21 protein-coding genes and 1 tRNA gene are annotated in these 22,916 nt (G+C 54.6%); 14 read left to right on the forward strand and 8 right to left on the reverse strand.

Annotated elements, in window-relative coordinates; genetic code table 11:
• A complete protein-coding gene (locus tag CRO33_RS05930) occupies window positions 1-1,599 on the reverse strand; it encodes an ATP-binding protein (protein ID WP_217992805.1) in 1,599 nt (532 codons plus the stop codon).
• Window positions 1,596-2,957, reverse strand: a complete 1,362-nt coding sequence (locus tag CRO33_RS05935; RefSeq protein WP_097117457.1) for a DNA cytosine methyltransferase — start codon at window positions 2,955-2,957, stop codon at window positions 1,596-1,598. Before CRO33_RS05935 ends, CRO33_RS05930 begins: the two co-directional genes overlap by 4 nt.
• 1,628 nt (window positions 2,958-4,585) lie before the next feature.
• Between CRO33_RS05935 and CRO33_RS05945 the strand changes: the two genes are divergently transcribed.
• Window positions 4,586-4,849, forward strand: coding sequence for a hypothetical protein (locus tag CRO33_RS05945; protein WP_097117459.1), 264 nt, complete (start codon window positions 4,586-4,588; stop codon window positions 4,847-4,849).
• Between the two features lie 294 nt (window positions 4,850-5,143).
• Here CRO33_RS05945 and CRO33_RS05950 read toward each other — a convergent pair.
• A tRNA-Arg gene (locus CRO33_RS05950) sits at window positions 5,144-5,220 on the reverse strand.
• Window positions 5,221-5,381: 161 nt separating this feature from the next.
• A complete protein-coding gene (locus CRO33_RS05955) occupies window positions 5,382-5,885 on the reverse strand; it encodes a DUF1198 family protein (protein ID WP_097117591.1) in 504 nt (167 codons plus the stop codon).
• 176 nt (window positions 5,886-6,061) lie between these two features.
• Between CRO33_RS05955 and folD the strand changes: the two genes are divergently transcribed.
• Together folD and ybcJ are read left to right on the forward strand one after the other, a co-directional pair.
• Window positions 6,062-6,928 carry a bifunctional methylenetetrahydrofolate dehydrogenase/methenyltetrahydrofolate cyclohydrolase FolD gene (gene folD, locus CRO33_RS05960; protein ID WP_034828233.1) on the forward strand — a complete coding sequence of 289 codons (867 nt, stop codon included), beginning with the start codon at window positions 6,062-6,064 and terminating at the stop codon, window positions 6,926-6,928.
• A complete protein-coding gene (ybcJ, locus tag CRO33_RS05965; protein WP_097117460.1) occupies window positions 6,928-7,140 on the forward strand; it encodes a ribosome-associated protein YbcJ in 213 nt (70 codons plus the stop codon). Before folD ends, ybcJ begins: the two co-directional genes overlap by 1 nt.
• Window positions 7,141-7,314: 174 nt before the next feature.
• On the opposite strand, the gene cysS is transcribed toward ybcJ, so the two are convergent.
• Complete coding sequence (cysS, locus tag CRO33_RS05970) at window positions 7,315-8,700, reverse strand: cysteine--tRNA ligase (RefSeq protein WP_034828229.1); 1,386 nt, start codon at window positions 8,698-8,700, stop codon at window positions 7,315-7,317.
• Window positions 8,701-8,918: 218 nt separating this feature from the next.
• Here cysS and ppiB point away from each other — a divergent pair, with 218 nt between their 5' ends.
• The 4 genes from ppiB to purK all read left to right on the forward strand — a co-directional run bounded on the left by ppiB (window position 8,919) and on the right by purK (window position 11,902).
• A complete protein-coding gene (gene ppiB / locus CRO33_RS05975; protein WP_034828227.1) occupies window positions 8,919-9,413 on the forward strand; it encodes a peptidylprolyl isomerase B in 495 nt (164 codons plus the stop codon).
• Complete coding sequence (gene lpxH, locus CRO33_RS05980; protein WP_097117461.1) at window positions 9,413-10,129, forward strand: UDP-2,3-diacylglucosamine diphosphatase; 717 nt, start codon at window positions 9,413-9,415, stop codon at window positions 10,127-10,129. The genes ppiB and lpxH overlap by 1 nt, the downstream gene beginning before the upstream one ends.
• Before the next feature lie 202 nt (window positions 10,130-10,331).
• Window positions 10,332-10,841, forward strand: coding sequence for a 5-(carboxyamino)imidazole ribonucleotide mutase (gene purE / locus CRO33_RS05985; RefSeq protein ID WP_097117462.1), 510 nt, complete (start codon window positions 10,332-10,334; stop codon window positions 10,839-10,841).
• Window positions 10,838-11,902, forward strand: a complete 1,065-nt coding sequence (gene purK / locus CRO33_RS05990) for a 5-(carboxyamino)imidazole ribonucleotide synthase (protein ID WP_034828220.1) — start codon at window positions 10,838-10,840, stop codon at window positions 11,900-11,902. Before purE ends, purK begins: the two co-directional genes overlap by 4 nt.
• A gap of 44 nt (window positions 11,903-11,946) precedes the next feature.
• Here purK and ybbP read toward each other — a convergent pair whose 3' ends face one another.
• Both ybbP and ybbA read right to left on the reverse strand, forming a co-directional pair.
• The gene (gene ybbP, locus CRO33_RS05995) at window positions 11,947-14,364 is read right to left on the reverse strand and encodes a putative ABC transporter permease subunit YbbP (RefSeq protein ID WP_097117463.1); all 2,418 of its coding nucleotides are present in this window, start codon (window positions 14,362-14,364) and stop codon (window positions 11,947-11,949) included.
• Window positions 14,361-15,047 carry a putative ABC transporter ATP-binding protein YbbA gene (gene ybbA / locus CRO33_RS06000; protein ID WP_097117464.1) on the reverse strand — a complete coding sequence of 229 codons (687 nt, stop codon included), beginning with the start codon at window positions 15,045-15,047 and terminating at the stop codon, window positions 14,361-14,363. The genes ybbP and ybbA overlap by 4 nt, the downstream gene beginning before the upstream one ends.
• Between ybbA and tesA the strand changes: the two genes are divergently transcribed.
• The 5 genes from tesA (at window position 15,015) to CRO33_RS06025 (ending at window position 18,816) form a co-directional block, all read left to right on the forward strand.
• Window positions 15,015-15,641, forward strand: a complete 627-nt coding sequence (gene tesA, locus CRO33_RS06005; RefSeq protein ID WP_224934094.1) for a multifunctional acyl-CoA thioesterase I/protease I/lysophospholipase L1 — start codon at window positions 15,015-15,017, stop codon at window positions 15,639-15,641. The genes ybbA and tesA overlap by 33 nt on opposite strands.
• Before the next feature lie 31 nt (window positions 15,642-15,672).
• The gene (locus tag CRO33_RS06010; protein WP_097117465.1) at window positions 15,673-16,446 is read left to right on the forward strand and encodes an SDR family oxidoreductase; all 774 of its coding nucleotides are present in this window, start codon (window positions 15,673-15,675) and stop codon (window positions 16,444-16,446) included.
• Window positions 16,447-16,525: 79 nt separating this feature from the next.
• Entirely contained in the window at window positions 16,526-17,380 is an 855-nt protein-coding gene (locus tag CRO33_RS06015) for a thioredoxin family protein (RefSeq protein WP_034828212.1), read from the forward strand.
• A 63-nt stretch (window positions 17,381-17,443) separates the two neighbouring features.
• A complete protein-coding gene (locus CRO33_RS06020; RefSeq protein WP_097117466.1) occupies window positions 17,444-18,358 on the forward strand; it encodes an SPFH domain-containing protein in 915 nt (304 codons plus the stop codon).
• Entirely contained in the window at window positions 18,358-18,816 is a 459-nt protein-coding gene (locus CRO33_RS06025) for an NfeD family protein (RefSeq protein WP_097117592.1), read from the forward strand. Before CRO33_RS06020 ends, CRO33_RS06025 begins: the two co-directional genes overlap by 1 nt.
• On the opposite strand, the gene cueR is transcribed toward CRO33_RS06025, so the two are convergent.
• Window positions 18,792-19,208, reverse strand: a complete 417-nt coding sequence (gene cueR / locus CRO33_RS06030; protein WP_058960852.1) for a Cu(I)-responsive transcriptional regulator — start codon at window positions 19,206-19,208, stop codon at window positions 18,792-18,794. The genes CRO33_RS06025 and cueR overlap by 25 nt on opposite strands.
• A gap of 110 nt (window positions 19,209-19,318) precedes the next feature.
• On the opposite strand from cueR, the gene copA reads away from it, so the two are divergent.
• Entirely contained in the window at window positions 19,319-21,817 is a 2,499-nt protein-coding gene (copA, locus tag CRO33_RS06035) for a copper-exporting P-type ATPase CopA (RefSeq protein WP_097117467.1), read from the forward strand.
• Window positions 21,818-21,888: 71 nt separating this feature from the next.
• Complete coding sequence (locus CRO33_RS06040; RefSeq protein WP_097117468.1) at window positions 21,889-22,689, forward strand: TraB/GumN family protein; 801 nt, start codon at window positions 21,889-21,891, stop codon at window positions 22,687-22,689.
• Window positions 22,690-22,916 lie beyond the last annotated feature (227 nt).

A 22,916-nucleotide genomic window follows, 5' to 3' on the forward strand; every position in this document is an offset into this window, starting at 1 on the left:
TTATTTCTCTAACGAGGTTCTCAACAGAGCCCCTCTCATCAAGTAGTTGAAATGATAAAGAAAACTCTCTGGTGACACTCCTGAAACATCCTCCGTTAAGATCAAAGCAATGCATATCGATGTTGAAACACGCAGCAATACTTCAACGTTCTCATTGTTCACGCCCAAAAATTCAATGGAAAAAGGATGAGCCAATGAAAGATCAATAGTCAAACGCCGGATGTCCTCGCCAGAGTCAGTGGGTTTCTGAGTAACTGCGACTGAAACCCAATCCTCTGTTGCAGGATCTACAGAGGTTCTCAAAGTTATGACCCATTGATAATTGCCATCATTAACTTCGACAATACGCTCAGAAGCCTGGAGTTCTCCAGCAACGAGCTCGGAAGGCAACCCATCTACATCTGTTGGATATTTATTAGCCTCAATCAACAGTGGGGCAACTTCTTTTTCGACGTACTTTGCAACAGCGGCAGTCGCTGCAACAGCTCGTGTCTCAATAGTTTTTCGCGAAGGAAGTGCCCGATAATTTTCGGCTTGAGCGAGTAAATTCAGTGGGGGATCTTCGATTTGAGCTTTCAAATACTCCAGAAAAATATCTTCGTATTCTTCCCAGCGAAAGCCATCTTTCGTATGACTAACCTCGAATCCTTCGACATGCAGTTCACCAAACAATCTTTGATAGGGATAGCTGTTAGTTTGTTTAAATACATAGCTAGGCCGATAGCTCTCGTCCAAGCTACCTTCTATTAATCTGTCACGACGAAATAAAGCAAAGCCGGCCAATGGTGTTGAACCAACTTCACGTAGTGCGGCAAAACCTGTGACACGCTGATTTCCACCAAAATCCAAATCGATATCTTTCCGCCATTCAACAGGTACTACGTTATCACCGTACGCCTGTACCCCGGGAGATGTATAAGCAACAGCAGTGAGTATATTAGGACATTTATATGAAAGCGGTGAACCATTTAATTTTAGTGACAGCCGTCCATCTCTTAGAAACATTCGATAAATACTGGCTAGGTGGTCTCGAATCTTGCTTACCGTTCGCCCTTGTGGAATGTGATGTAGACCTCGGAGAGTCACCACTGTGTAATGTGACGATGGGTCGACCTTACGAACTTCAGTATTCAAAATTTCAATCTTGTTTTCGACAATATTTCTAACATCGAAATATATTGTGCGTTCTATTGATTCGCCAATTGCTTTGGTACGAACACTCCATTTCTCTGCAAACCAGCATGCCGCGCTCTTCATCCCCATGCCGAACTCAGAAAGCCCACTACGATCCTCTGGAACTTGAGCAGCCCGAAATGCTCTAGGAAAATCAACTTCTGATATTCCAGCAGCATTGTCACTAATAACAATCATACCAGGACCAGAAGTATCTATTTTTACATCCACCTTGAGTTGAAATTTACCACCATGCAGCAATCGCAATTGATCGTTGTTGGCGATCATACTTTGAATTGAGTTATCGACGAACTCGGCCATGGCAAACCATGGCTTGTAATTTAGATGGCGTAGCACCGAGAGCATCGTTACTTCGGGCCGGATTTCAATAGCTGGTAATTGACTAGACTTCTGACTATCCGTCATGCATCGACCTTTCCATTGCTAATTTTAATGTCTCCAGTTACCGGAGGTTGTCCTATAAAATCCCCCAAAAGAGCACGGGAAACCAGCTCAACAACTGTCGAGTTAACAGCATTCCCAAGTGCATGGAAAGCCTTAGTAGGTGTAGATGGCAGCGCCTTCAATTCGTCTAAACTCTGCAGACGAGCGCATTCCTCCGGGGTCATGTAACGCCTCTGCCATGCAATTATGGGCACTTGCGTGTCAGTCATTGCAATTAAGCTAGGGGCGGTGTTACGGCGTTTCACCCTTACTCCTGATGCACGGAATTGCAGAACGTACTCCCACAGATCGCGCTTACCACCCTTGACATTCCATTCTAATTTTTGAAGGCTTGACGGAAATTTCAAGATACTTTTCAACCAAGGATCAATCCATTCCTTATTGTCAGAGTAGAACTGGCGGTTCTGGCGAATGAAATCTACCTTCCACTTGGGAAACTTTCGCTGAGGGGTACGGGCATGGCTAGGCAACGCCAACCAACGATCTTCGAGAGTGCGCAGGTAGCCGATTTTGCGTCCATGGCTCCCCGAAAACCCCTTAAGACCGTCAATACCATGATCCTCTTTTAAAGCGTAGGGTGTTTCCTGTTCGTATGGATATGTTGCCCCCCACTCCATTGACCATAGCGGATAAGAAGGCAATTCAACATCTACTGGGCAGCGTTTCAAAAAATCTGCCCAGACATTTAGACAGTCTAAAACCTGCGTAGAAAGCAGCTTCGCATTAGCTGGATGATCATCTAGGATGCTATCAATGTTTGTCTCTACCGGATTTCTTTGAGGCCAAGAAAAATCATTTAGAGGCTTTCGTGAACCAATGATATATACGCGCTCTCGAATCTGCGGGATACCAAAATGGTGCGGTGAGAAGCGTTCAGCAGCAATGTGATATCCTAGTCCCTTTGGACCTAACCCTAAGATCTCCTGAATAGCTTCCCAGGTTCGACCTTCATCATGCTTGAGCAGATTCGGTACATTTTCAAGAATAAAGAAGCTCGGCTTCTTCTGCTCGAGTATTGCTGCCACATTGAAAAACAAGTCACCTTGTTTCGTGCACTCAAACCCAAGCTGCTCTCCAGCTTTGGAGAATGGCTGGCAGGGAAAACCCGCAGTCAGCACGTCATGTGTAGGCACATCACAGGGAGATATCAAAGTGATATCTCCTTCAGGACGAAGATTGAAATTAATCTGGTAAAGATCCTGCAGATGTTTTTGCCACTCAGCTGCAAAAACACACTGCCCACCGAGCCTATTTAGGGCAAGGTGAAATCCGCCCAAACCGGCGAACAAGTCGATAAATTTAAACGATGGTGACTTCATATTTTTTAGCCAATTCTAGTTGATGGAAGTAGCCATCGGATTAACTTATTACAGCAAAAATCGCACAACGATGAAGCTTTTCTATACAGTAACTTATCTCTATAAACATGAATGCCTCACTCGATTAAAGCAGATGTTGCTGCATCGCTCAGGTTACTTTTATCGTCATTGTAAATGGGTTGACACATCTCTTCAAAAACGTGAAACACTTGAAGAAAACATGCCACCTCCATATAACTGTATGCAATCACAGTAGTCAACTCGAGTAAAGCTCTAACATTTAGTGTGCATTTAGACAGCACTCGATGATGTGTATGATAATTTTCGTTTAATGGTGAATCGAAAGCAAGCAACTCCCCACTCGGGACATGGTTACAACTGAACTCAATTTAAAATTGTGGAGTAACCACACAATCGTAGACATATACTGTCCGCGCGACGAGGCGTGTTCGAAGTCCTCTGGACTGTCGCCGCCGAATTGAATGTAAAGGCGGGCCGGTTGTGGAACACTTCAATGTAATCGAAGATGTCAGAGCCTCTTCGACCGACAATGCATAGCTACCATTGCGAGTTACTTCTGCACGGTTTATCAGATCACGTAAACCATGGCAACATTCCAACCCTCTGAAGCGGATTAATGGGTTTGTGTTCTTCAGCTTTACAGCACTTCACCTTGAGGATCATATTCGGGGTCAGGGTCACCTTCCCCCCGTTGTCAGTGGGTTGCATTACCCTGCGGGCATGCCGCAGATCACTACCGCTCATGTTCACCACCGTTACAATCGGCGGGACTTTTGTGTTACTCATCGTGAGTGACCTGTTCAGTATTCCATACAGACTCGTGGTTCATTTGAGCATCCATGCTCGCCCTGAACTCCTGGCACACTATAGGCAAAATCGGTGACACAGACTTGAATGGCCCGCACGACGTTAAACTGCCGCTGTACGCGATTAGGGGAGTCATTATCATGCCGGAGTTCTGTTTCTAAATGGAGCAGGATTTCGGGTCAGGGTCACCTAATAGTGAGATATCATGTTTTGCAAAGGGCTTATGTCGTGAGCCCCTTTTTAAAGCAGAGTAGCTTACATCGCCGACCCAAGCAGGGAACCAGAGAACAGGTTGCAACTTCGGAAGCCTGATTAGCCAAGGATCTCACTGCAAAGCATCGCATTGATCCCTTGGGCTAATTTGCCCCAAAGAAGAGGTTTAACAAAACATATAAAAAACAATAAATTAACAAAAAAACAATTCAAGAACCCAATTCTTGTTGTCTTGAAGTTTCAGCTTCCCCTAACCTACACGACAAAAGCTACCGGAAAAATTGTCGCGCCGAAAAGAGGAGATCCTAGGTTTGGAAGCGCCCCTTTCGGGAATTGCGTTCAAAACTACGGCGGTTGCAGGCTTTTCCTTATATAGGCAAACAGCCTAGAACGTTAAGCGGCGCGGTAAAACTCGCCCAGATTTCTCAGTAATTGCTCGATCTCTGCTATCTGCTGTCACCCTTGATACCCATCAATTCTGTTAGTTCATGTTTTTTTTTATCAAGGCATTGATCTTTAAAACTGTCATCCCCAATTATATTCCGCAGTCGATAACTTTGGGATTCGGACTATTGAAGGGGTGTTAAATGTTTGACCGTGATGCAGATGGTGCCCGCGAAGCTACTGAACGTGGCAAAAGGGATATGCGTTTTAAAGAGCTAATGGATTCAATCTTTTATGAATTAAATGATTGCCAAAAAGTTGGTCAATCTAGCGCAAGCTACAGACTTAGCGAAGAGGATATCAATGAATTTCTCGATGATGTTACCGAGTCATTGCAAGCGCGTGGCTACGAAGTCACCTTCGAGCATCCCTCATTAAAAATTTCTTGGGAGCTATCCGAAGAATAGTCAAAAGTTGCTGAGTTTCAGGCTTATTATTAGCTGTTACTCAGCTTTTGTTCTCCCCACCATATTGATGGGCCTATGCAAGCCTATCGGGATAATTTTTAACAAATGGATAAATAGGATTTTTAGGGTTGAGTGTTGCTAAATCATTTAATTCCCATTCGATGGGGTGAGCCAATCTCTCAACAAACTACTAAATTGGTGCTCATTGAATTAGCATTTATAGGATCTCAACATAAAAAATCAGCTATCAGGGGAAATAAAGAAAAGTTTTTTTGAAATGTGTTATCTGAAATTTGGCACGCCCTACAGGATTCGAACCTGTGACCTACGGCTTAGAAGGCCGGTGCTCTATCCAGCTGAGCTAAGGGCGCATAGTGGTTGCGTCGGATTATACGTTTGCACGCTCTCGCGTCAACGTTTTTGCCGCCCTGCGGCTCCAGAGTGTTGAATCATTGAACAATTCGTCCTAAAGAACGAGCAGTACGCCCCATACCGCGCCTTCCGCCCTCAATTCCCAACAATCCCCATCCCATCAATGCCGCTTACGCCACTCACTCATCGACACCAGATTGCTCACCTCGCCAGACTCCCCTTCCAGCTCGATCCCCTGCTGCGTAAACCGCGCATTATACTGCTCGCGCAGCGCATGCAGTTCCGCACTCTCCGGCTCCAACTGACGCAAAAATCCCAACGCCAGCAAAAGCTGCTGCCGCAAGATCAGCCCCGAAAACCCAGCTTTAGTCAAAATCCCGTGCCAGCGCACTGCGTTCTCGTCGCTGCCATCGACAATCAACACCTGCCAGATCAGCATCACTGCTGCGCCGTTAGCCAAATGGGTTTCGTTATCACCCGCGATGTAATCGGTGAACTCTTTGGCCGCGTCCTTACCCATCAGCGACAGCATCGATTCGATGTGAACTGGCGGCAGTTGCAGCCGTTTACTTAGCCCTTGCGCAGCATGGCGCGAACCGGCCGTCAGTAGTTGAAACCCTACAACAAACACCACCGCCAGCGTGGCGAGTATTAACCAAATCATCACGGCATCCACATAATTTCCTGAGGGACATAATACGCGTTAAGGCGGCCTCACGTCACTGCGGAAAGTCGTGAAACGCACAGGCGAAATGAATCTCTACCTGACAGCCGCACGCGCTTCTGACAGAATAGGCGCCAATCCCCGATTTAACTCTCTACAGATGGATCTCCTCTCTGATGGCAGCAAAAATTATTGACGGTAAAACGATTGCGCAGCAGGTGCGCCTTGAGGTTGCCGAAAAAGTACAGCAGCGTCTGGCAGCCGGTAAACGTGCGCCAGGTTTGGCAGTGGTGCTGGTGGGTGAGAACCCCGCTTCGCAGATCTATGTCGCCAGCAAACGTCGTGCCTGTGATGAAGTGGGCTTTATCTCCCGCTCTTACGATCTGCCTGCGACCACCAGCGAAGCCGAACTGCTGGAACTGATCGATACGCTGAACAATGACAGCGAAATCGACGGTATTCTGGTTCAGCTGCCGCTGCCTGCCGGCATCGATAATGTCAAAGTGCTGGAACGTATCGTGCCGGACAAAGATGTCGATGGCTTCCATCCGTACAACATCGGTCGTCTGTGCCAGCGTGCGCCAAAGCTGCGTCCTTGTACGCCACGCGGCATCGTCACGCTGCTGGAGCGCTACAATATCGATACTTACGGCCTGAACGCCGTGGTGGTTGGCGCATCCAATATCGTCGGTCGTCCGATGAGCATGGAGCTGCTGCTGGCGGGCTGCACCACCACCGTCACGCACCGTTTCACCAAAGATCTGCGTCATCACGTTGAGCACGCCGATCTGCTGGTGGTGGCGGTCGGTAAACCAGGCTTTATTCCGGGTGACTGGATCAAGCCAGGCGCGGTGGTGATTGATGTTGGCATCAATCGTCTGGAGAGCGGTAAAGTGGTGGGCGATGTGGATTTTGCGAGCGCTTCTGAGCGTGCGTCTTATATCACCCCGGTTCCCGGTGGCGTCGGTCCCATGACCGTTGCGACCCTGATTCAAAATACATTAGTCGCGTGCGAAGAGTATCACGACGTGGAGGAGGCATAATGGCCAGTTTTTCTTTGGGCGAACATGCTCACGTTGATTTGTGTGACCTGCTGAAACTCGAAGGTTGGGTGCAGAGCGGTGCGCAGGCAAAAGTGGCTATCGCGGATGGCGAAGTGCGTGTTGATGGCGCAATCGAAACGCGTAAGCGCTGCAAGATTGTGGCAGGCCAGCAAGTTGAGTTCGCCGGTTATAAAATTACCGTTGTAGCTTAAGCATTCAGGCAAATAAAAAAGGGGCGAACTGCGGTTCGCCCCTTTTGCTATTCTGCGGCTGGTAAATTCCGGTACGCATCAACGTGAACCCTGCGACCTGAGAATTTGGGTGCTGATGAAAGCGCACCCTTCAAACTGCCTATTCGAGTGCCGACAAACGCGCACCCGACGCTATCACTTACGACGCCAGCTCGAACCCTGCGGACCATCTTCGACAATCACGCCCAGCTCATTCAGCTTGTCACGCGCCACATCCGCCTGTGCCCAATCTTTTGCGGCACGTGCATCAGAACGCGCTTTGACCCAATGCTCGATCTCTGCCACTTCGTCATCATTCACCTGCGCACTGCTCTGCAGGAACTGCTCTGGATCCTGTTGCAGGATGCCCAGCACGTTCGCCAGCTGACGCAGTTTCGCGGCCAGGGCATCAGAGGCGGCTTTGTCTTCAGTTTTCAGGCGATTCACTTCACGCGCCATGTCGAAGAACACCGAGTAGGCTTCCGGCGTGTTGAAGTCGTCATCCATTGCGGTGCGGAAGCGCGCTTCAAACTCTTCGCCGCCTGCTGGCGTAGCGCTGGCATCGGTGTGACGCAGCGCGGTGTAGAGACGCTCCAGCGCCGCACGTGCCTGATTGAGGTTATCTTCGCCGTAGTTAAGCTGGCTGCGATAGTGGCCCGACATCAGGAAGTAACGCACGGTTTCCGCATCGTAATGCGCCAGTACATCGCGCACGGTGAAGAAGTTGCCCAGTGATTTCGACATCTTCTCGCGGTCGACCATCACCATGCCGGAGTGCATCCAGTAGTTGACGTAATCGCCGTCGTGCGCACAGGTTGACTGCGCCACTTCATTTTCATGGTGCGGGAACATCAGATCCGATCCACCGCCATGGATATCGAAGTGGGTGCCGAGTTGTTTGCAGTTCATCGCGGAACACTCAATGTGCCAGCCTGGACGACCATTGCCCCACGGCGAATTCCACGCGGGCTCGTTAGGTTTGGACATTTTCCACAACACGAAGTCCATCGGGTTGCGTTTGATTTCGGTGATTTCAACGCGCGCGCCCGCCTGCAGCTGAGTCAGATCCTGACGCGACAACACGCCATAACCTTTGTCGCTCAGCACATCGAACATCACGTCGCCGTTATCGGCCACATAAGCGTGTTTGCGTTCGATTAAACGCTCTACCAGTTCGATGATTTCAGGGATATGGCGCGTGGCACGCGGCTCCAGATCCGGCGGCAGAATGCCCAGTGCATCAAAATCTTTGTGCATTTCAGCGATCATACGGTTGGTCAGTGTTTCGATGCTCTCACCGTTTTCGTTGGCACGTTTGATGATCTTGTCTTCAATATCGGTAATGTTACGCACATATTTGAGCTGATAGCCCACATAGCGCAGATAACGTGACACCACATCAAATGCAACGAAGGTCCGCCCATGGCCGATATGACAAAGGTCATAAACCGTAATTCCACAGACGTACATGCCGATCTGACCAGCGTGGATCGGTTTGAATTCCTCTTTCTGACGGCTCAGGGTGTTATAGATCTTCAGCATTGAACGATTCCGTTATTAACGTTTGCGGGATACGCCTTTCCAGCGTAGCTGGGTATTGTGCCGTATTTTTCTCAGTTGTGCATCGCTCGCTTACCTTCTGTGGCTGCCTTACTGACGAGCCATCGGAATTTGTGATATAAGAGGCGTCTACAAAAATGCCCCGCCGCTTAGCAGGCGCGGCAGTTGATACTGACGACACCCGTAACAGGACGAATATAATGGTCACTTTCCAGACGAACCATGGCGACATCGTAATCAAAACCTTCGATGACAAAGCGCCGGCTACCGTGAAAAACTTCCTGGACTACTGCCGTGAAGGTTTCTACGACAACACCATCTTCCACCGTGTTATCAACGGTTTCATGATCCAGGGCGGCGGTTTTGAGCCCGGCATGAAGCAGAAAGACACCAAAGAAGACATTCGTAACGAAGCCAACAACGGCCTGAAGAACACCAAAGGTACGCTGGCAATGGCCCGTACTCAGGCGCCACACTCAGCGACTGCACAGTTCTTCATCAACGTAGCTGACAACGACTTCCTGAACTTCCGTGACGAAAGCCTGCAGGGCTGGGGTTACTGCGTGTTCGCCGAAGTGGTTGAAGGCATGGACGTGGTTGAGAAAATCAAAGCGGTGAAAACGGGCCGCAGCGGCATGCATCAGGACGTTCCGGTTGACGACGTTGTCATCCAGAAAGTGACTGTTAGCGAGTAATGTCGCGCACGCTGTTTATCGCAGATTTGCATCTGTGCACAGAAGAACCGGCAATGACTGCCGGTTTTCTGCATTTTTTGCAGGGTGAAGCGCGCGATTGCGATGCGCTTTACATCCTCGGCGATCTGTTTGAAGCCTGGATTGGTGATGACGATCCTAATCCGCTACATCGTGAAATCGCCGCAGCACTGAAAGCCCTGCCGATCCCCACATTCTTCATCCATGGCAATCGAGACTTCCTGCTTGGTAAGCGTTTTGCGCGTGAAAGCGGGATGACGTTGCTGCCGGAAGAGCAAGTGCTCAGCCTGTACGGCCATCGCGTGCTGATCATGCACGGCGATACTTTATGTACTGACGATGAAGGCTATCTACGCTTCCGCGCCAAAGTGCATCAGCGCTGGTTGCAACGCTTGTTCCTCGCCCTGCCGTTGCGCATCCGCATGCGCATTGCCGCACGTATGCGCGCCGACAGCAAGCAAGCCAACCAGCACAAGTCGATGAGCATCATGGATGTTAATCAGCAAGCCGTGATCGATACGATGACGCGCCAGCAGGTGCGGATTCTGATTCACGGGCATACTCACCGTCCGGCGGTGCATGAGCTGATTGTGCAAGGTGAAAGCGCCCAGCGCGTGGTACTCGGTGCCTGGCATGAAAAGGGCTCGATGATTCAGGTCGATGCCGATGGCGTGCAGCTGATCGAATTCCCGTTTTAAAATCGAATCCTGAAATAGTCGGGCGCGCCAGTGCTCGGCACTCAGCGGGATGAAGATTCATCATCTGCCCATCTTCACGCACCATTGCCCGTTTTCCGGCCACGCAACCGTTTTCCTTGCTCTCTTCTCATGCTATTCTCTGTGCCCTTCTTTACCTGCCCGCCCGGCCAGGTTCGTTTGACTATTCACAGGAGTTGACCGCATGTCATCCAACGCCACCCCGGCTCGTATCGCCATCGTCATGGGTTCTAAAAGTGACTGGGCTACCATGCAGTTCGCCGAGGAAATTCTTAACAGCCTGGATGTTCCGTTCCACGTTGAAGTGGTCTCTGCTCACCGTACGCCAGACAAACTGTTCAGCTTTGCCGAAACCGCCGCAGATAACGGTTTCCATGTGATCATTGCCGGAGCGGGCGGTGCTGCGCATCTGCCGGGCATGATTGCTGCCAAAACCCTGGTGCCAGTGCTGGGCGTGCCGGTACAAAGCGCCGCGCTGAGCGGTGTGGATAGCCTCTACTCCATCGTGCAGATGCCGCGCGGTATTCCTGTCGGCACATTGGCGATCGGTAAAGCCGGTGCGGCTAACGCTGCGCTGTTGGCGGCACAGATTCTGGCGGTGCATGACAAAGAGCTGGCGGCGCTTCTCGCCACCTGGCGTCAAACTCAGACTGACGAAGTGCTGAACAACCCAGATCCGCGGGTGGATGCATGAAACCGGTTTGCGTACTCGGCAACGGTCAGTTAGGCCGTATGCTGCGCCAGGCGGGCGAACCGCTGGGCATCGCGGTGTATCCGGTAGGTCTGGATGCTGAACCTTCTGCCCTGCCGATCGCCGAAAGCGTGATCACCGCAGAGATTGAGCGTTGGCCGGAAACCGCGTTAACGCGTGAGCTGGCGTTGCATCCGGCGTTTGTGAACCGCGATATCTTCCCGCGTCTGGCCGATCGCCTGACGCAGAAACAGCTGCTCGATCAGCTGAACCTGGCGACGGCGCCATGGCAGTTGCTGGCGGATAAAAGCGAGTGGTCGCAGGTGTTCAGCTCGCTGGGCGAACTGGCGATTGTGAAACGTCGCACCGGCGGTTATGACGGTCGCGGTCAGTGGCGTTTGCGCGCCAACGAGACCGATTCTTTGCCGGACGAGTGCTACGGCGAATGCATCGTTGAGCAGGGCATCAACTTCAGCGGTGAAGTGTCGCTGGTCGGTGCGCGCGGTCAGGATGGCACCACGGTGTTCTATCCGCTGACGCATAACCTGCATCAGGACGGCATTCTGCGCACCAGCGTGGCGTTTCCGCAGGCCGATGCCGCGCAACAGCAACAAGCGGAAGCGATGCTCAGCGCGATCATGCATGAGCTGAAATACGTTGGTGTGATGGCGATGGAGTGTTTCATTACGCCAGAAGGCCTGCTGATCAACGAACTGGCGCCGCGCGTGCACAACAGCGGTCACTGGACGCAAAACGGCGCGTCGATCAGCCAGTTTGAGCTGCATCTGCGTGCGGTGCTGGGTTTGGCGCTGCCGAAGCCGGTGGTGTTCGCGCCATCTGTGATGGTGAACCTGATTGGTACCGACGTGAATGTCGACTGGCTGCAACAGCCGCTGGTGCATCTGCACTGGTATGACAAAGAAGTGCGTCCGGGCCGTAAGGTTGGGCACTTAAATCTCACCGATAGCGATCAGGCACGCCTTGCGGCGGCGCTGAACGCGCTGGTGCCGCTGCTGCCGGAAGAGTACGCCAGCGGAATTGCCTGGGCGGTTGAGAAACTGTGAATGAAAAAGGCCGCGCAAGCGGCCTTTGATTTTTGTGCACTAGATTAAGCCGCTTCAAACCGCCTGAATAGCGCCTTCCCTTTCAGCAATCGCACGCCCAGCCAGCCGCCGCACAGCGACAACAACAGCGCGCCGCAAATCGGTAATGCCATCCACAGCGTCCAGTCCGGCTCCCAGGGGAAATCGAAGATCTTACGCTGTAATCCCCACAGCGCCGCTTCTGCGCCCAGTGCCGCTGCAATACCCGACACCACGCCAAGCAAGGCAAACTCACACCATAGCGTGCCGCGCAGCAGGCGTTTACTCGCGCCCAGCGTGCGATACACCACCAGCTCTTGCCTGCGCTGTCGCATACCGACCTGAATCTGCGCCAGCAGCAGTAACACACCACAGATCGTCACCAGCACCACCATGATCTCCAGCGCCTGACTGACCTGCGCCAGCACCAGACCGATCTGCTTCAGCATGCTGCCGACATCCAGCAAGCTCAGCGTCGGGAAGGCACGATTAAGCTGGGCCAGCAGCGTCGGATTGCTGTCCATGCGGAAACTGGTGAGCCAGGTTTGCGGCTGTTGATCCAGCGCGCCCGGCGGGAAGATAAAGAAGAAGTTCGGCCGCAGGCTTTCCCAATCCACTTTGCGCAGGCTGGTAACTTTGGCGCTGAACTTCTGGGTATCACCGCTGAAGGTGAGCGTATCGCCGAGCTTCAGGCCAAGGCGATCCGCCAGCTCCACTTCCATTGATACTTCACCGGCTTTCGGCGGCCAACTTCCGGCCAGCAGCGGATTGTGATCCGGACGCTCTGCTTGCCACGTCAGATTCAGCTCGCGGTTCAGCGCGTTATCCATCTTCGGATCGGCTTCTTTGCCGTTCAGCTCCGTCAGACGCGCACGCACAATCGGATAGTAGGATTCCGGTTTAACGTGATGCTGATTGAGGAAGTCGCGCACCTGCGGCACCTGTTCCTGCGTCATGTTGAGCAGGAAGTAGTTCGGCGCATCCGGCGGTAACTGCTGCTGCCAGCGATCCAGCAGATCGCCGCGCATCACCAACAGTAACGCCAGCAGCATAAAGGAGAGCGAAAATGCCGCCAGCTGACTCAGCGTCATCACCGGCTGCCGTAGCAGACGATTGATCGCCAGACGCATCGCCAGATTGCGCACCACCAGCTTACGCAGCAGCAACAGCGTGCCCCAGCCGAGCAGTGACAGCAGCAGCGCCAGCATCACCACGCCCGCCAGCAGCGCCCACAGCATTTTGCTGCCGCCCATCAATAACGCCAGCAGGCCAACCACCACCAGCGCCATGGCGGGCAGATAAAACCGCAGCGGCCAGACATTCGCCACCGCATCACGCCGGAGCACACGCAGCGGCTGAGTTGCCATCAGCAGGCGATACGGACGCAATCCCACCAGCAGCGAAATCACAAACATCGCGCCAATCGCCCACAGCCACGGCCAGAAGCTGGCGGCAGGCAAGGCGGCAGGCAGCACTGGTTTGAGCATCGCCAGCAGGATGACCTCAATCCCCTGCCCCAGCACGCTGCCCGCTATCGCCGCCAGCAGCAACACCGCCAGCCACTGGCCGATGATCAACCGTTGCAAGGCTTTGCGCGTCGCGCCCAGCGTTTTCAGCACTGCCACCAGATCGTAGCGGCTGCGGCAGTAATGGCTCATCGCCACCGCCACGGCGGCAATCGCCAGCATCAGCGTCAGCAGTGCCGATAACAGGAGAAATTGCTGGGCGCGTTGCATCGAGCGACCCAGCGCATCTTCGGAGTTCTCGACGCTGATCCAGCGCTCACCGGATTTTAACTGCGGCTGGATCCAGCTGTCATAACGCGCCAGCGGAGCCGGATCGCCGGAGAACTTGTAGCGCCAGCTGAGTCGACTGCCGGGCTGAATCGCACCGGTTTTATCGACATCCGCGAGGTTCATCAGCAGGCGCGGCGCCGTCTGGAACGGATTAAAGCCGCCATCCGGCTCCTGAATCACTTTACCGGCAATACGCAGCGTGGTGTCACCGACATCAACATTGTCGCCAACTTTCAGATTCAGCAGCGCAAGCAAGCGTGGCGCGGCCAGCACCGTGCCCGCCTGCGGTTTTAATCCCGGCGGATCGGTCTGCAAGGTGCCGAACATCGGATAGGCATCATCCACCGCTTTCACGTCCGCCAGCTGCGGCGTCTGATCGGCGAAGGTCATGGTCATAAAGCTGAGCTGACGAGTGACAGAGAGCCCTTCATCGCGCGCTTTGTTCAGCCAGGCTTCCGGCGCGGGCGCGCTGCTGCGCAGGGTACGATCGCCCGCCATAAAATCACGGCTCTGCTGGCTCAGCCCTTTCTCCATGCGATCGCTGATCGAGCCCAGCGCCAGCACGCAGGCCACCGCCAGCGTCAGTGCCAGCCAGACAATCAGCAGCGACGGCGAGCGCCATTCACGCCAGAACCAGCGCCAAATCATGTCTCCTCCCACAGCTTGCCGTCGCGCAGGCGCAGCCGACGATCGCAGCGCGCCGCCAGTTGCTCATCATGCGTCACCAGAATCAGCGTGGTGGCGAAATCGCGGTTGAGAGAGAAAAGTAAGTCGGCGATGCGATCGCCGGTTTTGCGGTCCAGGTTACCCGTCGGTTCATCGGCGAACAGCAAACCCGGACGGCCACTAAACGCGCGTGCTAGCGCCACACGCTGTTGTTCCCCGCCGGAAAGCTGCGCGGGCAGATGATGCAGACGATCTTTCAGACCAAGTTGCGTTAAGAAATCCACCGCCTGGGCGCGGCTATCGTGATCGCTGTCACCGCGCAGCAAGGCAGGCAGCTGCACGTTCTCCAGCGCATTGAGCGTTGGCACCAGCATAAAGGACTGGAACACAAAGCCGACTTCCCGCGCGCGCAACGCGGCACGTTGCTCTTCGTTCATATTATGCAGCGGCTGGCCGAGAAGATTGACCTCGCCGCTGCTGCCATCGTCCAGCCCGGCCAGAATGCCCAGTAATGTAGATTTGCCGGAACCCGATTCGCCAATCAGCGCGATGGTCTCAGCTGGTTTGACAACCAGCTCAACTCCGGTAAGGATGGTCAGCTGATGCTCTCCCTGACCGACGGACTTAGTAAGATGATGAACTGCAACAATGTTTTCCGCTGGCATTATCCCTTCCTGTTGTTATTGCTTCTGCTGGTGTCCCGCATCGCCGCCGCCGATACCTTGCTGGTACTGGGCGACAGCCTGAGCGCCGGGTATCGCATGTCCGCCACTGCGGCATGGCCCAGCCTGCTCAATAAAACCTGGCAACAGCAGCCCCAGATTATTAACGCCAGCATCAGCGGAGATACCGCCGGACAAGGGCTGGCGCGTTTGCCTGGCCTATTAAAACAGCATCAACCCCGTTGGGTGTTAATCGAATTGGGCGGTAACGATGGCTTGCGCGGCTTTCCGCCTGCCAATATCGCGCAGGATCTGAGTAAAGTGATCGACGAAGTCAAAGCGGCTAAAGCACAGCCGCTGCTGATGCAAATTCGTTTACCCGCTAATTATGGACGTCGTTATACCGAAGCGTTTAGCGCGATTTATCCGCAGCTGGCCCAGCAGTACAACATTCCTCTGGTGCCCTTCTTTATGGAGCAGGTCTATCTGAAGCCGGAATGGATGCAGCAGGACGGTATTCACCCCAATCCGGATGCGCAGCCGTTTATCGCCAATCTGATGGCCAACGAACTGGCTCCGCTAGTAAAGCAGAATTAAAGCAGGCGTGTGATTTTTAACAGGTAAAGAAATGCAAAAAACAATTGTAATCACTGGCTGCTCCAGCGGCATCGGCTTAGCGGCCGCCAACGATTTGCAGTCTCGCGGTTATCGCGTGATTGCCGCCTGCCGTCGCGCGGATGATGTGGCGCGCATAGAGGCGCTGGGCTTTATTGGCGTGCTGCTCGATCTTGATGATGAAGCCAGCGTGGATGCCGCAGCCGACCATATTCTGGAATTGTGCGAGCATCGCCTGCATGGCCTGTTCAACAACGGCGGCTTTGGTCAGTATGGTCCGTTGAGTAGCGTGTCACGCGCGCAGCTGGAAAAACAGTTCTCCACCAACCTGTTTGGTACGCACCAACTGACGATGCGCCTGCTGCCTGCCCTGCAAGCCAGCGGCAATGGGCGTATTATCAATACCAGCTCGGTGCTGGGGCTGATCTCCACGCCCGGGCGCGGTGCCTATGCCGCCAGCAAATGGGCGCTGGAAGCCTGGAGCGATGCGCTGCGCATGGAAGTCCGCGCTTCCGGCGTGCGCGTGAGTTTGATCGAGCCGGGGCCGATTGCCACGCGTTTCACCGACAATGTGCATCAGGGCGAGCAGGACAAACCGGTGCGCAATCCCGGCATTGCCGCACGCTTTACGCTGCCGCCGGAAGCCATTTTACCCAAGCTGCGCCACGCGCTGGAAAGCAAACATCCGCGGCTGCGCTATCCGGTGACGCTGGTCGCATGGGTAATGAGCCTGCTGAAACGCTTGTTACCGGGCTGGATGCTGGATCGCATCTTGCGCAGCAACTGATCGACAAGCTAGATTTGAACTTGAAGCGGGGCAGCTTGCCCCCATATTCTCAACACACTTTCTGCAAAGAGACGTATTCATGTCACACGCTTTGATTATCGACATCAACGAATCCAATCTGCACCAGACGCTGGAACAATCCACGCAGATGCCGGTGCTGTTCTATTTCTGGTCCGATCGCAGCCAACACTGTCAGGAGCTGACGCCGGTGCTGGAGCGTCTGGCACAGGAGTATGCGGGTCAGTTCATTTTGGCCAAACTGGATTGTGATAAAGAGCAGATGGTGGCATCGCAGTTTGGTCTGCGCTCGATTCCAACCGTGTACCTGTTCCAGAACGGGCAGCCGGTGGATGGCTTCCAGGGCCCGCAGCCGGAAGAGGCGATCCGCGCGCTGCTGCAAAAAGTGCTGCCGCGTGAAGAAGAGATCAAAACCCATCAAGCGATGCAGTTGATGGAAGAAGGCAAACCGCTGGATGCGCTGCCGTTGCTGAAAGATGCCTGGGCGCTGAGCAACCAGAACAGTGAAATTGGTTTCCTCTTGGCAGAAGTGCTGATCACCCTGAGCCGCAGCGAAGAAGCAGAAGCGGTGCTGGCGGTGGTGCCATTGCAGGATCAGGACACCCGTTATCAAAGCCTGGTATCGCAAATCGATCTGCTGAAACAAGCTGCGGATACCCCTGAAATTCAGCAACTGCAGGAACAACTGGCAGCCGAGCCCGCGAATGCGGAACTGGCTGCTAAACTTGCATTACAGCTGCACCAGGTGGGCCGTAACGAAGAAGCGCTGGATCTGCTGTTCAGCTTCCTGAAGAGCGATCTCAGTGCCGGAGAAGGTCAGGTACGTAAGATGTTCCAGGAGATTTTGGCCGCGCTCGGCACGGGCGATGCTCTCGCCACACGCTATCGCCGCCAGCTGTACTCGCTGCTGTACTGATCGGTACCGCGCGTGCAACGGGCCGAACGACTCGGCCCGATAATCTGACAACCAGGAGGTTATATGTTGACTGTGATTCCCGTCATTATCGTGCTCGCACTCGTTACGGTATGGGCCGGTGTAAAAATTGTGCCACAAGGCTATCAGTGGACGGTGGAACGTTTTGGCCGTTACACCAAAACCCTGCCCCCCGGCCTGAGTTTAATTGTCCCGTTCATGGATCGTATTGGTCGCAAGATCAATATGATGGAACAAGTCCTCGATATCCCCTCGCAAGAAATCATCTCCAAAGATAACGCCAACGTCACCATTGATGCCGTGTGCTTTATTCAGGTGGTTGATCCTGCGCGCGCGGCCTATGAAGTCAGCAATCTTGAGCTGTCGATCCTCAATCTGACCATGACCAACATCCGTACGGTACTGGGTAGCATGGAATTGGATGAGATGCTGTCGCAGCGCGATAATATCAATACCCGCCTACTGCATATCGTCGATGAAGCCACCAATCCGTGGGGCGTGAAGATCACCCGTATCGAAATTCGTGACGTGCGTCCACCGCAGGAATTAATCGCGGCAATGAATGCGCAGATGAAAGCCGAACGTACCAAGCGTGCTGACATCCATACCGCAGAAGGCGTGCGCCAGGCGGCGATACTGCGTGCTGAAGGTGACAAGCAGTCGCAGATTCTGAAAGCCGAAGGTGAACGTACTTCCGCCTTCCTGCAGGCCGAAGCGCGTGAACGTCAGGCGCAGGCGGAAGCCAACGCCACGCGTGCCGTATCGGAAGCGATTGCCGCAGGCGATATTCAAGCGGTGAACTACTTTGTGGCGCAGAAATATACCGATGCGTTGCAGAAGATCGGTGAATCTCATAACAGCAAAGTGGTGATGATGCCGCTGGATGCCAGCAGTTTGCTGGGTTCTATTGCCGGGATCGGCGAATTGTTGAAGGAGAGCCGTCAGGAGCGTAAACCGTGATCCTGATTGAGCTGATTGCCCATCCGCACTGGTTCTGGCTGACGCTGGGCGGCCTGCTGCTGGCGGCTGAAATGCTCGGCACCAGCGGTTATCTGCTGTGGAGTGGATTAGCGGCGGTGCTGGTCGGTCTGATTGAATGGCTTTTCCCGTTCTCGTGGACGCATCAGGGCATTTTGTTCGCGGTGCTGACGTTGCTGTGCGTCTATTTCTGGTATCGCTGGATGCGCTACCGCGAGGTTGCTCAGCAGCCTAACACCCTGAATCAACGCGGATCGCAGCTGATCGGGATGCACCTGACCCTTGGTAACACCCTTAAGGATGGGTTAGGCCATGTGCGCATAGGCGACAGCAGTTGGCGAGTGCAGGCGACAGAAGATTTGCCCGCCGGAACGCCCGTGATCGTCACCGGTGTGATCGGTATCACGCTGCAGATTCAACCGCGTTTCCCTTCGCCCTGATGGCAACAGCCCGCCAGATGATTGATGATCGGGCACTCGGCACTGTCATCGCCGGGGCAGGCTTCAGCAAGTTCCAGCAGTCGCGCGCGCATTGCATGCAATTCTTCGATGTGCGCAGCGATTTCATCCGCTTTCTGCAAGGTGCGCGCTTTGACATCCGCGCTGTGGCGTGCGGGATCGTTGAACAGCGTCACCAGCTCGCGGCATTCATCCAGCGTAAATCCGACCTGACGCGCCTGACGCAGCAGATTCAGCTCATCAATATGATGCGCGGCATAGCTGCGATAGCCATTGTCACTGCGTAACGGCGGCGTCACCACGCCCTTCTCTTCATAAAAACGGATCGCCTTGCTGGTTAGCCCGGTTTTTTTTGCCACATCGCTGATGTTCATCTTTTGTCTTCACCTCATGACCGCTTGACCTTCCCCTGAATGGAAGGTTTAGGCTCTATAACTAATGCAAAGTTTGCAGACAGTCAAACCTCTCGTTTAAGGAGTTTAAGATGTCACACACACAATTACTGGCGCTGGACGGTTTATCCTGTGGCCACTGCGTCAAACGGGTGAAAGAAGCGCTGGAGCAGCGCGACGATGTGGAACAGGCGGATGTCACGCAGCAGGAAGCGCGCGTTACCGGTGCCGCCAGCGCCAGCGATCTGATTGCGACCGTTGAACAGGCCGGCTATCACGCGGCGGTGAAAGACAGCCCAAAGCCTGAGCCGTTGACAGCAACAGAGCCGCCGCCGGAGGCGCTGACAACGGTGTCGCAACCGGCAGAAGAAAACCTTCCTGTTCACCATTTGCTGATCGGCGGCATGAGCTGCGCCAGCTGTGTGAGCCGGGTGGAACAGGCGTTGCAGAAAGTGCCTGGCGTCAGTCAGGCCCGCGTCAACCTCGGGGAGCGCAGCGCGCTGGTGTTAGGCGATGCGCAAGCCGAGGCGCTGATTGGCGCAGTGGATCAGGCGGGCTATTCCGCTGAAGTGATCGACGATGAACAGACGCGCCGTGAACGCCAGCAGGTCAGCGCACAGCAGGCGATGCGCCGCTTTAGCTGGCAGGCGGCATTGGCGCTGCTGCTCGGCGTGCCCATGATGATCTGGGGCATGCTCGGCGACAACATGATGTTGAGTGACGCCAACCAAACGTTATGGCGCTCGCTCGGCGTGATCACTTTGCTGGTAATGGTGATCGCAGGCGGCCATTTCTATCGCAGTGCGTGGCGCAGCCTACAGCACGGCACCGCCACCATGGATACGCTGGTGGCCTTAGGCACTGGCGCCGCCTGGCTCTATTCGATGAGCGTGGCGCTGTGGCCAGAATTTTTCCCGATGCAGGCGCGACATCTCTATTTTGAAGCCAGCGTGATGATCGTCGGTTTGATTAACCTCGGCCATGCGCTGGAACAACGAGCACGCCAGCGGGCATCCAAAGCCCTCGAACGCCTGTTGGATCTCACCCCTGCTCAGGCGCGTGTGATCGGTGAACAGGGCGAAACGCTGATGCCGTTGAGCGAGGTCCAGCCCGGCATGCTGCTGAAGCTGGTGACGGGCGATCGCGTGCCGGTGGACGGCGAAGTCGAAAGCGGTGAAGCCTGGTTTGATGAAGCGATGTTGACCGGTGAAGCAGTGCCACAGGCGAAACAGCCTGGCGATAAAGTCTATGCCGGGACGCTGTTGCAGGATGGCACGCTGCGCTTCGTAGCGCGCGCCACCGGCAGCCACACCACCCTGGCGCGTATCATCAATTTGGTGCGCCAGGCGCAGAGCAGCAAACCCGACATTGGCCGCCTGGCCGATCGCATCTCAGCGGTATTTGTGCCGGTGGTGGTGGCGATTGCCCTGCTGGCGGGTCTGGTGTGGTATCTGGTCGGCCCGCAGCCGCAGTTGGCCTACACGCTGGTTATTGTCACCACGGTGCTGATTATCGCCTGCCCTTGCGCGCTGGGGCTGGCGACGCCAATGTCGGTGATTGCCGGCGTCGGTCGCGCGGCAGAATTGGGCGTGCTGGTGCGCGATGCTGATGCGCTACAGCGTGCCAGCGAAGTCGATACCATCGTGTTGGATAAAACCGGCACGCTGACACGTGGCACCCCGCAGGTGAGCGATGTGCTGGTGTATGGCGACTGGAATCGTCAGCAGGTGCTGAGCGCTGCGGCGCAACTGGAACAAAGTTCGAACCATCCGCTGGCGAAAGCGATTCTGGCGGCAGTACCCGATCTCAGCGATGAGCCGACTAAGCAATTTCGTACAATACGCGGCAAAGGCGTGAGCGCTAAAGTGGCAGGCAGAACGCTGCTGCTCGGCAATCAGGCACTGCTGGATGAACAACAGATTGATTACCGCGCCGCACAACAAGATATCGACCGTTTCGCCGCGCAAGGCACTACGCCAGTGCTGCTGGCCGATCATCGTCAGTTGCTCGGCCTGATCGCTCTGCGTGACAGCCTGCGCCCGGAAAGTGCGGAGGCGTTACAGCGCCTGCACCAATTGGGCTATCGGTTAATCATGCTGACCGGCGATCACCAAAAAACCGCGCAGGTGATTGCTGCCGAAGCCGGTATTGATGAAGTGATCGCGGGCGTGCTGCCCGAAGGCAAAGCGCAGGCGATTGCGCAGTTGCAGCAGCAGGGGCGCAAAGTGGTGATGGTCGGCGATGGCATCAACGATGCGCCCGCGCTGGCGCAGGCCGATGTGGGGATTGCCATGGGTGGCGGCAGCGATGTGGCCGTTGAAACCGCCGCCATGACGTTGATGCGCAACGATTTGCACTGTGTTGCCGATGCGCTGGCGATGGCAGGCGCGACACTGCGTAATATGCGCCAGAACTTGCTCGGGGCTTTTGTCTATAACAGCCTGGGGATTCCAATTGCGGCGGGCGTGCTCTACCCGTTCACGGGTTTGCTGCTTAGCCCAATCGTGGCGGGCGCGGCGATGGCGCTGTCTTCGATTACCGTGGTGAGTAACGCGAATCGTTTGTTGCGCTTTAAGCCAGCAAAACGCTAATCGCCCTCTCTGCCCTGTTTTTCAGTGACTGAAATCGCTAGCATGGATTTTTGACTTCAAAAGGACAGGGCATGAGACGCAGTCTGTGGCACAGCTTCCAGCAGATGGCCGCCAGCCTCTTCCCGGCACGCTATACCTGGCCGGCAATGGATATCAAATTGGGCGATCGACGCCTGCATCTGGCGGGCAGTATTCATATGGGCACGCGCGATATGCAGCCGTTGCCAGCGGGCCTGTTACGCCAGTTGAGTCGCGCCGATGCGCTGATTGTCGAAGCGGATATTACCCAGGGTGCATCGCCCTTCACCCATGACGATGCCTGTACGCCGTTGGCGATGCGTCTGGATGCAGAGGTGTTGCAGCGACTGGATGTGCTGTGCGATGAGCTTTCGCTTTCCATGGCAGTGTTCGACACGCTGCCGTTCTGGCAAATCGCCTTGATGCTGCAGGCACAACAGGCGCAGCGTCTGGGGTTACGGCCGCAATATGGCATTGATTACCAACTGCTGATGGCGGCGAAATCGGCTAACAAGCGCATTATTGAACTGGAAGGCCCGGAAACCCAGATCGCACTGCTGAAGTCGCTACCGCAAGAGGGTTTATCGCTGTTACTGGACACGCTGGAGCATTGGCACACCAACGCCCGCCTGCTGCAAACCATGATCAGCTGGTGGCTGGATGCACCGCCCACGCAGCAACCGGTGGCCCTGCCGACCACCTTTAGCAGCGATCTCAATGACACGCTGATGCGCAATCGTAATCAGCACTGGCGCGAGTTATTGCAGGCGCTGCCGAAAGGCCGCTATGTGGTGGCCGTGGGTGCGCTGCATCTGTATGGCGAGGATAACCTGCCAGGATTGTTGAAATCGTAACAAATGCCGTCACCGCAAGACATTATGCATCCTCATGTCCTGAAAGCGATCAGATCGATGACGTGCGTCTCTCTGATTGTGCGGAAATGTGCTTTGCCGGATGCGCGGCGAAGGGTTGGCACAGCGGATGAGCAGTAAGGAGTTGAGCCGTTGAGCCGTTGAGCCGTTGAGCCGTTGAGCCGTTGAGCCGTTGAGCCGTTGAGCCGTTGAGACGTTGAGACGTTGAG

It is taken from the genome of Pantoea sp. GL120224-02 (genome assembly GCF_900215395.1).
Taxonomy (GTDB): Bacteria; Pseudomonadota; Gammaproteobacteria; order Enterobacterales; family Enterobacteriaceae; genus Pantoea; species Pantoea communis.